We start from the raw sequence: 16,555 nt of genomic DNA, 5'->3' as shown, positions 1-16,555 counted from the left end.
GCATTATTTTGCTATATAGCACTTTTATTCCTATTTTATTACACAAAAACTTGAAAATCATTTTATATTATCCTTATATTCTTTTGGACTAATTTTTTCCACCTTTTTAAAAACTCTACTAAAGTAGTTAGGATCATTATATCCTACTTTAAAACATATTTCTTTTATGCTAAGCTGCTGTTGTTTAAGCATTTCTTTAGCCTTCTCAATTCTTATATCTGTAACATATTCCGAATAATTTAATCCGGTAAACTCCTTAAAAATTCTACTAAAATAGTATGGACTCAAATTAAATTTGTTTGCTAATTTATCTAAAGTTATATCTTTATTATAGTTATTTTTTATATACTCTATAGATTTTAATAATATACACTTACTATTATTCTCATCATTTTTATATAAATCAGATATATTATTCTCTATATTACTTTCTTCTATATATTTATAATTTTTATCTTCATTGTTTTTAATATGATTTTGGCTTATTATTGTAATAATATCCTGAAAATGCTTTACGTTTACATCCGGTATGTTATGATTTAAGGATATATATGCTTCCTTGTAAGATTGAATTAAATTATCGATTCCACTATATTGCTTTCCTATGCCTATACTTAAGGACATTGCAAATTTTTCTTTAACTTCTTTCCTTAATCTTCTTCCAAAATTTATAGAATCAATCCTTACAGAGTAATCATTTTTTATATCATTTTGTACAAATACTACAATATTCTTTGTAAAAGAACTGTTTACCAAAAACTTATAGTATCTATTCATTAACTCTCTTATAAATTCACTAATGTTACTTTTTATAATTTTCTTTTCATTATCATTCATGCTTCTATAAGAATACTTTTTATTTATTTTAATAATCATAGCATATCCTAATTTAAAATTCATATCTAAACATTCCATACACATATGATAATCTATAAGATTTAAGCTGTTACTTATTATAGAATAACTTAGTTCATTTTCAATCATAGGTTTCACATTATATATTTGTTCTTTAAGAATTAGCTCCTTCTTTTTCTTACTTTTTCTTTCTTTCATGTATTGTATAGCTTTATCCATCTTTTCTAAAAAGGTTTCTCTATTAAAAGGTTTTAATAAATACTCTTTTACATTGCATTCGATAGCTTCCTTTGCAAAATTAAAATAATCATAGGCTGTGAGAATTATAAAATAAGCATCTTTATGAATTTTTCTAATTTCCTTTATAGATTCTATTCCATTTATACCAGGCATTTTTATATCCATTATAAAAATATCAGGCTTTTCCTTATCTGCTATTTCAATAGCTTCTCTACCATTTTTCCCTTCAAAAACAGTTATTTTATCTCCATATTTCTTAATTAGTGTACTTTTTATAACTTTTCTTTCTAAAGCTTCATCATCAGCTATTAAAAGTTTCCACATTACTTCACTGCTCCCATCCCTATTTTTATATAAATCTTTGTGCCTTTGTCTTCTTCACTCTCTATATGGAAAACCTTATCATCATTATAAAAAATTTTAAGTCTATTTATTACATTTTTTATGCCAATACCTGTAGTATGACCAATATGTTTTTCATTATCTTTCTTATTAAGAATTCTATCTAAAGTTTCAGTGTCTATACCTTTTCCATCATCTTCAATTTTAACTATACAAAAATTATTTTCCTTATATACATCTATGTTTATAAAGCCGCCTTCTTCTTTAGGCTCTATTCCATGTATAAAAGCATTTTCAACTAATGGCTGAAGAGACATACCCGGTATTTTTATATTTTCTAAGGTTTTATCTACATTTATATCAAACTTTACTCTATCTCCAAACCTAGTTTCTTGTATATATACATATTGTTTTATTATATTTATTTCATCTTTTAAATAGGCTTGATTTTCAATCATATTCAAACTATACCTTAAAAGCTGAGATATAGAATTTATAAGTTTTTCCGTCTCATAGGCATCTTCTATTATTGCTTTTTGTACAACACAATTCAAAGTATTAAATAAAAAATGAGGATTTATTTGTGACTGAAGAACCTTGAGTTGGGTTTCTTTTAACATATTTTTAATCTGAAGGTTTCTCATTTGCTGATCTTTCAGTTTTTTTTCTAATATAGCATTTTCTTGTATGGTATTTATTAGTTTATTAATATCTTCTACCATCCTATTAAATCCTTCTGCAAGAATATCTATTTCGTATATATGGGACTTATCTATTTTAGATACATTAAAATCTCCTTTAGAAACCTTATCTGCATTATTAACTAATTCTTCTATAGGATTAGTTATATCTTTAGAAAAAATAAATGCTATTATTATGCAATTGCAAATTATTATAAAAAGTAAAATCACTGTTATTAAATTATTTAATTTATTTTGTTTATCTAACACCTTATATGTATTACTATTATAGTTTAAATAACTATCATGAAGCTTGTAAACATATTCATTACAATAAGAAGCTATTTTCTTTGTTTCTAAAAAGTCTTCATAAAATCTATCTGTTTTTTTATAGCTTCTGAATTTATCTAAAGCCTTTATCCCTGCTTCTCTATAACTAATTAAAAGATTTTTTAAATCCCTTAAAGTATACATGCTCTCTATATTTAAGTCCTCTTGTAAAATACTTATTTTTCTTTTAGCTTCATCATAAGATTTTAAGTATTCTTCGTAGTCACTTTGTGCTTTACTAGAAAAATATTTATCAAAATAAAAAGAAGAATTAGTTATATTTTTACCTATACTGTCTATTATAATCATTTTATTTATCATATTACTATACTTTTTTTCAACATTTCTCCCTTGTAGTATAGCATAAAAGTTGATAAAGGCCATAGATATAACTATTATTAACACCAAAAATAAAAGCTTAAACTTTAAACTATTTCTGTTCACTATTCTGCTCACCCTCATATCTACTGTAATTATATATATTTGATTTATTTAAAACTGATACATTTGTTAAATAATCCTTTTGTAACTTTTTCCCCTGAAGTTTATCCATTATCATATTTACACTTCTACATCCCATTTCATAAGGTCTCTGTACTATTGTTGCATGTACAATTCCCTTCTTTATGTTCTCTACAGTTTCAGGTAAATCATCAAAACAAATTACAGTTATTTTTCCCGCCATATTTAAGTCAGTAATAGCTTTAGCTGCTCCTACTCCATCTAAAGCACTAGAGCAAAATAAAGCATTTGGTGTTTTATTAGATTTTAATATTTTTTTTGTTGCTAACTCTGCTTCTAAAGTGTATGATCCAGAGGATTCTATAGTTGTAACTTCAATATCTGAATGCTGCTTTAAATAATCAATAAATCCTTTTACTCTTTCTATTTGATTTTTTACTTCTTTTCCTCCCATAATTATAGCAACTTTACCATTTTGGCCTATGTTATCTATTAACTCTTCTGCTGCTTTTTCTCCTGCCCTTATGTTATCGGTGCCAATATACGCCAACCGGTTGCTTCCTTTGGCATCAGAGTCTACTGTTATTACAGGTATTTCTTTACTTATAGCTTTATTTATATATGGAGTATATTCTTTTTCATCTTGTACATATGTTATTATTCCACTTACATTGGAAGCTATGGCCATATCTATAAGTTTTATACCTGATTTTACACTAGCAGCCTGAGGGCCATTATATTCTATAACGGCTCCTCTTTCTTTAGCTGCATACTCTGCACCTTTTCTAACATAAGACCAGTAAGGGTTTTGATACACATGTGCCAATAATACTATTTTAGGCTTTAACTTTTCTCCTTTAACTTCACATATTTTAATATTATTAATTCCGAAAAGTAGAATTATAAGACTAAATACTACAATGCTTAAAACAATTAAATACATCTTATTTTTTTTCATACTATGAGCCACCTTTAAAAGCAGTAATTATTTTTTTACTATAGAGTTAATTGTATCCATTAAATAATCTGCAATTTTATCCCCTTCTTCTTTATCCTTTGATTCTACAAATAACTTGCACATTGGTTCTTCTTCATCTTGGGAAATTAATGCCCAACAATCTTTAAATTTTAATTTTATGCCTTCCATTATATCTATAGAATGTTCACTAGTTTCTTCTATAATATTTCTCATTACTCTGCCTCTTTCATTTAAAGAGCATATTATTTCATTTTTTACTCTATAATATTTAGGTATTAAATCCATTATAGAAGATAACGTGAGATTATTTTTAGTCATAAAATCCATTATAGTTATAGTTATCTTTATAGGATCTAAAGTATTTAAATATAAATTAACCATATCTCTTCTTGATAATTTTTTTTCATTTTTTAAATAAGTATCCAATATATTTCTGTGAGAAGTTTTCGTTCTTATAGATTTTACATTACACAATGCCGCTACATTTTCCAAAGAAGAAGAGTAATTTATGGGTACTGCTAATGTTTTAATACCCGTAGTTTTTAGAATTATAAATGCTATTAATGCATGTAAATCATCATCTTCTATAATGTTACCATTCTCATCTATTAAAATAGTCTTATCACCATAACTATTAATCCATATTCCTAAATTTGCTGTACTATTTAAAACTTCTTTTTTTAATCCAGAAATATCATTATATCTTTCATATATTTTTATTTTTATACCAAGTTCCATAAATATTTCTTTTAAAATACTATAGACTAGTTCATCCTTCACATTTAATACAACTTTAAATACTTTTTTTCTTAATTCACTGTAAGATATTGAATTGACAATTTGGTTAATATAATACTTTTCCCAATGAGATAATTGAACCAATTCTTTAAGCTCTTCCCCTTTTACTCTTCTGAAATCACCTTTTCTAAAATTGTTTTCTATTTTTCTCTCCATAGTTTTATCAATATCTACCCCATCTTTATCCATAAATAAAATATTAACTCTTTCTGGATCATTTTCTTCTATAAATACATGTATACTTCCCTCAACTTCCAAAAATAAAATAGTACTTCTAGCCATAGGAATAGTTATTGTTCCAAAATCATAGACTTGTATTCCTACAGTTAATAATCCTATGGATATAGAATTTTTAATCATCTGAGCACTTCTATGATTGCTACAACTTATAGACACCTTAGAATTATGTTTTAATAAACCTCCATAAGCTGAACCTAATTTCGATAAAACTTCTGGAGTCATATCTAAATTTATTTCTCCACTTGCTCCATATTTTCCAAACATCAACTTAGAGGATTTCTCATTCCATATTATGTTAGAATCAATAACTGATCTACTTTCAATAGTTTTATCAGGCCATATTTTAACATTTGGTTTTATAATGGTTCTCTTTTTTAATAAAGTATTATCTCCAACAATACTTTCTTCACATACACAAACCATAGATTCAATCTGTACATTTTTGCAAAGTATTGCCCCTCTGACTTCAGAACAATTTCCTATATAACAATTATCAAAAGTAATACTTCTCTTTACAGTGGCTCCTGGCGATATAATATTATTTTTCCCCAGAATAGCATAAGGACCAACTGATGTATCTCTATATATTTTAGTACCACTTCCAATAAATACCGGGGGTTCTAATTTAGCTTCTGAACTTATTTCGCAATTCTTTTCTATCCATATTCCTTTATCATAATTTATTTCTTTGTCCTTAGCTTTTATTTCCCCATTTAATATATTAAATTGACACATCATATATTGCTCAGCATTACCTATGTCACACCAATATCCATTGTCCACATATCCATATATATTTTCACCATTATTTAATAATAGAGGGAAAAGATTTTGGCTAAAATCAAATTTTTGATTTTTTTCATAGTATTTAAATATATCAGGTTCTAAAATATATATTCCTGTATTTATCTTATCACTAAAAACTTCCCTCCAACTAGGCTTTTCTAAAAAGCCCGTAATTTTCCCACTTTCCTCTGTAACTACTACTCCAAAATCTAAAGGTATTGGTGTCTCTTTTAATATAATTGTAGCTATAGCTTTCTTATTTTTATGAAAATCTATAGCTTTGGATATATCTATATCTGTAAAAGCATCTCCACTTATAACTAAGAAAGTATCGTCTAGAAATTCTTCCCCATTTTTTATACTTCCTGCAGTGCCTAAAGGATATTCTTCTATAAAATATCGTATATTAACTCCTAATTCTTCTCCATTATCAAAATAATCCATGATTTCATCAGGCAAATATTGTAATGTAATTCCTATATCCTTAATCCCATAATCTTTTAACAGTTCAATAGTATACTGTATTATCGGTTTATCTAAAATAGGCATCATTGGTTTTGGAATATTACATGTAAGAGGCCTAAGCCTTTGCCCCTGGCCTCCTGCCATAATCATGGCTTTCATATAACTCATCCCCCCTAATTTATTCAGAGTTGAATTTTATTTTATTTGCAAATAAAGTTTTTCTGTCTTTTTCCCTATACTATGCCAAGAGTATTTCTTTTGTATCTCTTTTAAAGCATTTCTTCTTAATCTATTATAAAGAGTTTTATCTTCTAACAACTCACATACATTATCTTTTAAACTCTCTCTTGATTCATTTATAAAGGTTAATCCATTGACCTTATGGTTAACTATTTCTAATAATCCTCCAGTATTTGAAACTATTACCGGACACCCCGCTGCCATGGCTTCTAATGCTACTATACCAAAAGGTTCATAAATAGACGGAACTACCACAGCATTAGCTACTTTATACAACTTATTCTTTTCAAAATCATCTATATATCCTATAAATATTATTTTATCTTCTAATTTCATTTGTGTTACTCTATCTTTAAGTTCTTCTGTCATAAAGCCTGTCCCAGCTATAATAAACTTCACCTTATCATTTTCTTTTAATATTTCAGGAGCAGTTTCTACTAAAACATGTAATCCCTTTTCATAAACATGTCTCCCCACAAAGAAAATGATTTTTTCATCTTCTTTTGCATATTTTTTTCTAAATTCACCCTTATTAAATTCAAAACTAAATTCATCTATATCTATACCATTAGAAATAATATTGATTTTTTCCGTTGGAATTTTAAAAATATTTTCCAACTCATTTTTCATATATTTACTACAAACTATTATATTAGAAGATTCATAACTTAAAAGCCATTCTGCAGAAGATATATATCTTTGCATATCTGTTCTTATTCCATTATTTCTTCCATGTTCTGTAGAATGAATAGTGCATATTGTAGGTATAGTATAGGACCATTTTAGAGTTTTTGCTGCATAACTGCACAACCAGTCATGAACATGAATTATGTCAAATTTTCCCTGATTATTTATCAATCTAATAGCTTCCTCAATCATGGCAAAATTGAGATGCATAACCCACTTTGTAAAATCATTAGTATCTATCTTATAGGGAGTAACCCTATAAATAAAAATTCCATTTTCATTTTCTTCTATTGGAGCTGTACCTTCCTCACATGTAATTACATGAACTTCATTTCCAAGCTTACTTAACTCATTGGATAAATGATACACATGATTTGAAAGTCCTCCTACATTTTTTGGTGGATACTCCCAACTTAACATTAATATTTTCATAATCTAATCCCCCCATGCAAAAATAACATAAACTTAACAATTTTTAACTAACATATAAAAAAACAAAAATACCTTTTGGTATAATTATACTATAATACATTATTTTATAAAGCGTCTATTTATTCATTATATACTGAATTTTTAGCTATTAAGGAGGCCACAATATGAAAAATACTAATAGAATAAAGTTAAAGCTTTACAGTATGATAATTTTCGTTATTATGTTTACTCTATTTCTTGGAATATTTTCATGGATTTCTTTTAATAAATTCAGAGAAACCTCTAAAGAAAACTTATATACTTCACAGGAATTTATTCATCTGATTAATGATAGTAGAAAAATACAAGTAGACTTCAAAAAACAAGTACAAGAATGGAAAAACATTTTACTTAGAGGATTCAAAGAGGACTCCTTTAAAAAATATTATAATCAATTTTTAGAAGAAGATAAAAATGTTAAAGATGGATTGATTGAGTTAAAGGAAAATATGAATAGATTAAATTTAGATACATCATTAGTAGATAAATCTTTACAATCACATGAAGAATTACACAAAAAATATATAGATAGTATAAAAAACTATGATGCTAAGGACAGTATAAGTTATCGTAAAATAGATTTATTAGTAAAAGGAATAGATAGAGCTCCTACAGACAATATGGATGCTATTGTAAAATTAATTGAAGAAAAAGCTAATTCTGATATGGCAAAAATGATTGATAAATCTGCAAAAGATAGTAAAATATTTAAAAACAATTTAACAGCTATTATTAGTGTTAGTATACTATTAACTATTTTAATTTCTATCCTATTAATATTTACATATAAAAATCTTTATAAATCCATAAAACAAATGAAAAAAATTATGGTAGATGCAGGTAATGGAGATCTTACAGTTAAAGGTGAAATTTACACCAAAGATGAATTAGGTGAACTTACACATAATTTTAATAATTTTATAGAAAAAATAAAAAATTTGATTTCTAACACAAAGGAGTTAAGTTTAACTGTATCATCTTCTTGTAATAATATAAAGATATCTTCCATAGAATTAATGAAAGTCTCTGATGAAATTTCTTGTGTTACCAATAACATTGCTCAACAATCTCTAGAGCAATCATCCCTAGCTCAACAAGGAAGTACAAAGATAGGTAGCATTGTAAAACAATTAAACGACATTGCCAGAAGCACAGAAAGCATGGAAAAGTTCACAAATCAAGTTGAAGATGTTTTAACTTCTGGTGTTAAAAGCATTGAATATGGCAAAAACAAAATACTTCATAATAAGAAAACTTGGGAAAAAGTTATTTATTCAACTTCTAACCTGTCTAATAAATCTGGACGAATTGGTGAAATTATAAAAGTTATTAATGGAATAGCTAAACAAACAAATCTTCTTGCATTAAATGCAGCTATAGAAGCTTCTAAAGCTGGAGAATATGGAAATGGCTTTTCTATAGTCTCAGAAGAGATAAAAAAACTAGCTCAACTTTCTAAAGAATCCACAGAAGAAATAGGTAATTTAATAGTGGATGTTCAAAAAGATATAAAAACAGTTAGTGATCAAATAACAACAGCTCAACTATCCATGAAAGAAGAAATATCTTCATTTGAGAATACTGAAATCTCTTTTAAAAACATAGAAGATGTTGTTTTACAACTAACTAAAGAAATAAAAGAAGTTTCAAATAAAATAAAGTATACTAATGAGAATGGAATAGCTGTAAATAAGTCTATATTTAACATCGCCAATATAACAGAACTAAATACTTCCACTATTCAAGAAGTTGCCTCTTCTACAGAAGAACAAAGTGCTTCCATTGAACAAATAACATTATCTATTAATAGCCTTACATCGCACTCTGATACATTAGAAAAAGAATTAGGAAAATTTAAAATATAATGTATAAAGTAAAAGTTACAGCAATCTATTTGCTATAGCTTTTACTTTACCCTCTAATCAATCTACTATTTCTCTTTCAAGAATTACCTGATAAATCCTAGGCCTACCATTGCTATTAAAATCTTTTAAAAGTATTTGAACTAATCTCCAATCTTTTTTAGCATGATCTTCTATTACTTTCTCATAACTTTCTTCCGTAAATATTCCCTCTACGTCTGTACTAACAAATTTATATTCATACATATACACTCTTTCCTCAAGTTAAAAATTGAAATTAAACTTCACCACTGTTTCGCTAATTCTTCTAATTTATCCTCTGATATTCTATATACTGTCCACTCATCCATAGGTATTGCTCCCATACTTTTATAAAATTCTATTGAAGACTTATTCCACTCTAAACACCACCACTCAAATCTTCCACAATTCCTTTCTATAGCAAGTTTAGCTAAATAATTAAACATTATTTTTCCTATTCCTTTTCCTCTCATTTCAGGTCTTACATATAAATCCTCTAAGTATATACCTGATCTTCCTAAAAATGTAGAAAAATTGTGAAAAAACAAAGCAAAACTTACAGGCCTTTCTTTATATTCTCCGATTATAACTTCTGCCGCCTTTTTATTAAATAAAGAATCTTTTAATACTGACTCTGTAGCAACTACTTCATTAGATAGCTTTTCATAGGCTGCCAATTCTTTTATAAACTTTAGAATTAAAGGTATGTCCTTTTCTTCTGCAAATCTTAACTTAAACTCTTCTATTTTTGTGTCTATAAAATAACTCATAATATTTCTCCTAATTTATATTAAAATTTAAATATACATTTTATACTTAATACTAATATTATTGTAATTATATCATAATAAGGTTTTATATGGTATAAATAACACTTCATAATCTTTTTAAATAAACTTAATATCAAAATAAAACTACTTAAAAAGAGTGCTGATTTTCATATGCTCCCTTTGAAGTAACCAGTTTTATTATTTTAACTGTCTACCACAAGGAGAGCATATCATTTTTCAACACTCTTTCTTATATTACTATATTAACCTTTGTATAGGACTAACTGGTCCTAAGGCACTTATTATTTCTGTATATGGTATTTCAATTTTAAATAATCCATAAGCATAAGGCGTATATTCATAAACCTGATAATAAATAACTAATGACTCTGGAGTGAGGTAAAATTGTTGATTCTCCGTTATCCCATTATATTCCTCAATAAGTGGCACATCCATCTCTTTTATCTTTTCATAAATAATCTTGTCTAAAAATCCTTTATAATAAAATTTAGGATTAAATAGATCTTCAAATTCATATATTTCTCCTGTATTTAAGTCAATAGTCAAAGAACTGTATGCAGTATATCCATGTGCTCCTCCTGTATAAGTATAGAGACTAAAAAGTATGCTTAATAACCCTTTTTCATTTAAGGTAACTTTATAAAAGCCTATTATTTCTTGAAAATTAATTTTTTCAGCTACCATTACCTGATTTTTAAATAAATATAATACTTCATCAATGATGGCTTCATTTATCCTCTCCTTTAAATCTTCATCTTCTAAACTCATTATAAAAGGATAGGTTAATTTAAAATTTGTAGGAGAAAGAATTTGTTCTTCTAATTCTACCTTTTCTATTTTTTTATTATTGTACATATAATTTTCATTTCTATAATATTCTTTGGAATTCTTTTCTAATATATCTTTATAAAAATGTGGTTTAAAATTATCATTTAGCCTACAAAAATTATAGAAAGAACACCAATTGCAATAGAACATTTCTATTCCTTCCTTAATTCAAATTACTTACTATATTAATATATTAAAATTATAATATTATGTTCTATTTTAGTTTACATCAATTATTAAATAGATAATTAAATATAACATAAAACTGAAAACTCCAAATATAATTGTATAATATAAAGATTGATTATTTACATGATTAAATAATATTATCATAAGACTCTTAGGATTTAATATTACATCCCAACTATTCCATCTAATAAATCTACCAAGATATATTGCAAATCCACTAAGTAAATTAACACTAATAACAAATATCCATGATAAAAATTTATTATAATATTTCTTTACCATACTTTGATTTATGTATAAGGATAAAAATCCTACTATACATCCTATTAAAACTCCTATTCCAATATTTATAAAATCAAGCCATATAGACACATCTTCATTATAAATAATTGGGGGAACATTGGAATAAAGTTTATAGTCTGGATTAGAAAAATAATATTTATTAGTTGAAAGATGTATGAAATCTGTAGTTATATATGGAGAGTTAGGATAAAACAATAACCATATTATTCCCAACATGAGTATAATTACTTTTTTACTTTTCTTTTTAATTCTACTACTAGTAAAGTTATATATTAACATAGCAATTTCTAATGGAACCCAGGCTAGAATAATATTCCAAATCATATATATTTGCTTTAAATTTCCTCCAAATAAAATCCAAATAAAATAAAACAAAGTTATTATGATAAAATAATTTTTTAACTTTTTTATCTTATTTATACTTCTAATCACAGCTTTCTCCTCTAAATAAACAATTTTACTCCACAAAATCTATTATACATTATCACCTATATATTATTTTACATATTATTCCATAAATATTCAACCATAATATCCAATCACTTTAGATCTTACTTATGCATTTCTTTGAATCAACTCCATTCAAAGCTAAGAATGACTTCATTCACAAAAAGAGTTAAGATATCCTAATCTTAACTCTCCTTTGTTCTTTATATTAAAATTATATTTTATATGTTATTATCTCTTTGCTAAATATTTACGAATATCAAATGCTACAGCTCCAATGATTATTATACCTTTAACAACCTGTTGCCAATACGCTGATACACCAAGGATAACAAGTCCATTGTTAAGAACTTCAAAAATTAATACACCAGTTATGATACCAGATACTTTTCCTATACCTCCTGAAGTAGATACTCCTCCTATAGTAGCAGCAGCTATAGCATCAAGTTCATACATAAGTCCATAATTATTTGTTGCTCCACCAGTTCTTGCTGCAAGTAATGCTCCCGCTAATCCATAAAGAGCACCTGCTAAAGCATATACTTTTACTAATGTAAATTCAACATTTACTCCTGATACTTCTGCAGCACTTGGATTTCCACCTATAGCATAAATATATTTTCCAAAACGTGTTTTATTATATATAAACCATATTATAAAAGCTACTATTGCAGCTATTATTATTAAATTAGGTATAATTCCTACTTCCCCAGAAGCTATGCTAGTAAAATCATTTCTAAGCCCACCAATAGGTTGTGCATTTGTATATATACACGCTAGTCCATATACAATAACCATCATACCTAAAGTTGCAATAAATGGTGGTACTTTAAGATATGCTACCACTACTCCATTAATACACCCTATTGCTAGTCCTACTAGTATAGCTGCTAATATTGGTATAGCCACTGGCAGGCTAGGTAGATCTTTAAATAATTTATATGCATAATCAGGTCTTTGAAGTAAACTGGCTGCAATACAAGCTGTAAGTCCAACTACACGACCTGCTGAAAGATCTGTTCCACGAGTTATAAGTGCTCCTCCTACCCCTAAAGCAATGATAATACGAACGGAAGCTATTATAAGTACATTACGTAAATTTACATAGGATAAAAAACTACTATCCATCGCCCCAATACCAACTAATAAAGCCAAAAGTACTAAATATATTGCATTTTTACTAGCAAATTCTTTAAAATTTCTATCTTTTGATTTTACTTCTGAATTTACATTTCCCTCTGACATATTTAGACCCCCTTCTCTTGTCTATGCAAACTTAGTAGCATAGTTCATGATAAGTTCTTGGCTTGCTTCCTTACCATCTAATATTCCTGTAACTTTTCCAGAGCACATTACCATGATTCTATCAGACATACCTAATAACTCAGGCATCTCTGAAGATATCATAATAATACTCTTTCCACGTTTAGCCAAATCAGCAATAATGGTGTATATTTCATATTTAGCACCAACATCAATTCCTCTAGTAGGTTCATCAAGAATAAGTATGTCTGGCTCAGTAAGTAACCAACGTGAAAATATAACTTTTTGTTGATTTCCTCCAGAAAGATCTCTAATAAGAGTCCTAATAGAAGGAGTTTTTATATGAATTTTATTAATACTTTTAGTTACATCTTCTATGCCTCTCTTTTTATTAATTATTAGATTAAAATCTATATACCTATCAATACTAGCAATTAAAGTGTTGTCTTCTATAGAAAGTACAGGAAAAATCCCTGTAGCTCTACGTTCTTCTGTAAGTAGAGCTATGCCATATTTTTTAGCATCTATGGGACTCTTTATTTTAACTTCTTTATTTTCAATTATTATCCTTCCTTTAGATATATTTCTAAGTCCAAATATAGCTTCTACTAATTCTGTTCTTTGCGCTCCAACCAATCCACCTACACCTAATATTTCACCTCTTCTTAATTCAAAGGTTATGTCTTTAAAAGACTTAGGATTTATTGAAGTAAGTTCTTCTATTTTCATAATCACTTCATCAGGTGTATTTTCACGTTCTGGAAAACGATTAGTTAAATTACGTCCTACCATTTTTGATATTATAGTATCTGTAGTAAGCTCATTTGATAACCATGTTCCTATATATTTTCCATCTCTCATAATAGTTACTTCATCTGAAATCTCTAATATTTCCTCCATTTTATGAGAAATATATATTATTGATACTCCTTCAGCTCTTAGTTTTCTAATAATGTCAAAAAGATGAGACACTTCATTTTCAGTAAGAGATGATGTAGGTTCATCCATTACAATAACTTTTGATCTATATGAAACTGCCTTTGCAATTTCCACTCCTTGAATACTAGATACAGATAATTTAGCCATTAGGGTACTAGGTTCTATATTCATTTGCACCTCTTCCATAAGGTTTTTAGTGTCATTATACATTTTCTTATGATCCACCATTTTTATTCCTATAATATTTTTCACAGGAAATCTTCCGAGCCATATATTTTCCATAACATTACGATAAGGAACTGGATGGAGTTCCTGATGTATCATTGAGATGCCATTCTTTAATGCATCCTTTGAACTGTTGAATTGTACTTCTTTACCTTCTAAAATTACTTTCCCAGAATCGGGAATATATATACCAAATAAACATTTCATTAAAGTTGATTTGCCAGCTCCATTTTCTCCCATTAGTGCATGTACCGTTCCAGGTCTGATTTTTAACGTTACATCATCTAACGCTTTTACACCAGGAAAACTTTTAGAAATATTGTGCATCTCCAAAATATACTCCTGTGCCATATATTACACCTCTTTCAACAAGATTGAACTTGCTTATAATAAATCATTTAAATTCAGGGAGTGTTTAAACTTCACTCCCTGAATTGTTAATTTTTAGTATAGAAAATGTTTTCTATATTGATATTACTTAAATTGGCTTAAATTTTCCTTTGTAACTGGTTGATATGGAACCCACTTATATTTATTGTCTGTAATTCCTTCTACTGATTTTTTAATATCTTCCCCTTTAGCAAGAGAATAGGAAATGTCAAGTACTGCTTTCCCCTGATTCTTAGCATCGTTCAATACTGTTCCAAGCATTTGTGAACCTTTAAGTGAATCAAGAGCAGGTGCTGTGGCATCTACACCAACTACAGGCATCATTTTATTATCTTTAAAATAACCTGCTGCTTTAAGTGCCTCAATAGCTCCAAGAGCCATATCATCATTATTAGCAAATACAACTTCAATTTTATTTCCAAAAGATGATAACCATGCTGCCATTTTTTCTTGTCCCTGCGCTCTCTGCCAATTAGCAGTGTCACTAGCAAGTTTGTCTACTTTTAATCCAGCATCTTCTAAAGCTTTTATTGAATATTTACTACGTAATATAGCATCCTGATGTCCTGGTTCCCCTTCTAACATTACATATTGTATTTTACCATCCTTATTTTTATCAGCCTGTGGATTCTTCTTCCAATAGTCTGCAATTATTTGTCCCTGCATTGTTCCAGATTCTTCAGCTTTTGCTCCAACATAATACATTTTGTCCCATTTCTCCATATCTTCTTTTACCGGTTCACGATTAAAGAACACTATTGGTATATTAGCTTTTTTTGCTTTGTCAATAATAACTGATGCAGCAGTACGATCAACCATGTTTACCGCTATAACATCATATTTTTGAGTAATAAACGTATCCACTTGATCATTTTGTGTAGCTTGCTGTCCTTGTCCATCTACAGCATTAATATTAATTTTTACTCCTGTAGATTTTTCTTTTTCTTCAGCAGTCTTTTTTATAGCTTCGTTTACAGTGGAAATAAATGTATCGTCAAATTTGTAAAGAGCAACTCCTACTTTTATTTCCTTCTTTTCTCCTCCAGAATTTGAGTTAGTAGAGCTTGCTGATTTCCCACAGCCTACCATCATAGTTGTAGCAATGGCTGCAGTAGCAATTAAAGTGATAACTTTTTTCATTTTGGTCCCCCCTGTTAATTTTTTATATTAACTTATATGAACATTAACCTAACTATTGCTTAAATACCGAAAATTTTCTTCATATAAGCAATAGCATAAATCAATGTACAAAACTCTCATTATAATCTATAGGTAACTAAATAATCTATAGGTAACTAAGCAATAAAATTCGTCATAACATAAATAATCATAACGTTTTCAAATATTAAAAACATTACTTCATTCACGTAATCTACAAAATTTTATTATAAATAATTCTATACTTATTTTTATTTTCCTCTAAAATATTAATACTTTTCTTAATATTGTAATAATACTTGTTGTAAATAAAAAAATTTCTTTCATATATTCAACTATATGTATGTAAAATAAAATTTAGTCCTATCTGAAAATACAATTCCATAAATTTTATTCACATATAAATATTGCCTTAAACAAATTAATAGGGCTGTCGCACTATAAAATTAGTGTGACAGTTTTTTTTGCATAAAAAAATAAATCTCCCACTCGGAAGAGTGAAAGACTTATGGTAAAATTAATATATGATCAAACACATTAATTTACATAAAAATTATACTTCAA

13 protein-coding genes are annotated in these 16,555 nt (G+C 27.5%); 1 reads left to right on the top strand and 12 read right to left on the bottom strand.

The annotated features are described in order from the left end of the window. Nucleotides 1-57: 57 nt before the first annotated feature. From J2Z24_RS12250 to J2Z24_RS12230, 5 genes are read right to left on the bottom strand one after another with little or no spacing between them, the layout of a single operon-like run. Complete coding sequence (locus J2Z24_RS12250) at nt 58-1,419, bottom strand: helix-turn-helix domain-containing protein (RefSeq protein ID WP_035145581.1); 1,362 nt, start codon at nt 1,417-1,419, stop codon at nt 58-60. Beyond that, nucleotides 1,419-2,891, bottom strand: coding sequence for a sensor histidine kinase (locus tag J2Z24_RS12245; RefSeq protein WP_162175674.1), 1,473 nt, complete (start codon nt 2,889-2,891; stop codon nt 1,419-1,421). Before J2Z24_RS12245 ends, J2Z24_RS12250 begins: the two co-directional genes overlap by 1 nt. Further along, nucleotides 2,878-3,867, bottom strand: a complete 990-nt coding sequence (locus J2Z24_RS12240; protein ID WP_035145579.1) for a sugar-binding protein — start codon at nt 3,865-3,867, stop codon at nt 2,878-2,880. Before J2Z24_RS12240 ends, J2Z24_RS12245 begins: the two co-directional genes overlap by 14 nt. Nucleotides 3,868-3,894: 27 nt before the next feature. Then, complete coding sequence (locus J2Z24_RS12235; RefSeq protein ID WP_035145577.1) at nt 3,895-6,336, bottom strand: sugar phosphate nucleotidyltransferase; 2,442 nt, start codon at nt 6,334-6,336, stop codon at nt 3,895-3,897. A 36-nt stretch (nt 6,337-6,372) separates the two neighbouring features. Next, a complete protein-coding gene (locus J2Z24_RS12230) occupies nt 6,373-7,536 on the bottom strand; it encodes a glycosyltransferase family 4 protein (protein ID WP_035145770.1) in 1,164 nt (387 codons plus the stop codon). 164 nt (nt 7,537-7,700) lie between these two features. Between J2Z24_RS12230 and J2Z24_RS12225 the strand changes: the two genes are divergently transcribed. Beyond that, nucleotides 7,701-9,440: a methyl-accepting chemotaxis protein gene (locus tag J2Z24_RS12225; RefSeq protein WP_173680442.1), complete on the top strand. Its 1,740-nt coding sequence runs from the start codon at nt 7,701-7,703 to the stop codon at nt 9,438-9,440. Nucleotides 9,441-9,497: 57 nt separating this feature from the next. Here J2Z24_RS12225 and J2Z24_RS12220 read toward each other — a convergent pair whose 3' ends face one another. From J2Z24_RS12220 to J2Z24_RS12190, 7 genes are all read right to left on the bottom strand, one after another. Then, nucleotides 9,498-9,683: a DUF4177 domain-containing protein gene (locus tag J2Z24_RS12220; protein ID WP_035145574.1), complete on the bottom strand. Its 186-nt coding sequence runs from the start codon at nt 9,681-9,683 to the stop codon at nt 9,498-9,500. 38 nt (nt 9,684-9,721) lie between these two features. Continuing rightward, on the bottom strand, nt 9,722-10,228 hold the full coding sequence (locus J2Z24_RS12215; protein ID WP_035145572.1) for a GNAT family N-acetyltransferase: 507 nt from the start codon (nt 10,226-10,228) through the stop codon (nt 9,722-9,724). A gap of 258 nt (nt 10,229-10,486) precedes the next feature. Continuing rightward, nucleotides 10,487-11,227, bottom strand: a complete 741-nt coding sequence (locus tag J2Z24_RS12210) for a DUF3298 and DUF4163 domain-containing protein (protein WP_051593141.1) — start codon at nt 11,225-11,227, stop codon at nt 10,487-10,489. A gap of 69 nt (nt 11,228-11,296) precedes the next feature. Then, the gene (locus tag J2Z24_RS12205) at nt 11,297-12,001 is read right to left on the bottom strand and encodes a DUF1361 domain-containing protein (protein ID WP_035145571.1); all 705 of its coding nucleotides are present in this window, start codon (nt 11,999-12,001) and stop codon (nt 11,297-11,299) included. Nucleotides 12,002-12,247: 246 nt separating this feature from the next. Further along, entirely contained in the window at nt 12,248-13,261 is a 1,014-nt protein-coding gene (mglC, locus tag J2Z24_RS12200; protein WP_035145570.1) for a galactose/methyl galactoside ABC transporter permease MglC, read from the bottom strand. 21 nt (nt 13,262-13,282) lie between these two features. After that, nucleotides 13,283-14,794 (bottom strand): sugar ABC transporter ATP-binding protein, encoded by a 1,512-nt coding sequence (locus J2Z24_RS12195; RefSeq protein WP_035145567.1) that lies wholly within the window; start codon nt 14,792-14,794, stop codon nt 13,283-13,285. 123 nt (nt 14,795-14,917) lie between these two features. Continuing rightward, nucleotides 14,918-15,973: a galactose ABC transporter substrate-binding protein gene (locus J2Z24_RS12190; RefSeq protein ID WP_035145565.1), complete on the bottom strand. Its 1,056-nt coding sequence runs from the start codon at nt 15,971-15,973 to the stop codon at nt 14,918-14,920. Nucleotides 15,974-16,555 lie beyond the last annotated feature (582 nt).

This window comes from Clostridium tetanomorphum, from assembly GCF_017873215.1.
Lineage (GTDB): Bacteria > Bacillota > Clostridia > Clostridiales > Clostridiaceae > Clostridium_AO > Clostridium_AO tetanomorphum.
This window is presented reverse-complemented; position numbering and strand designations above follow the sequence as displayed.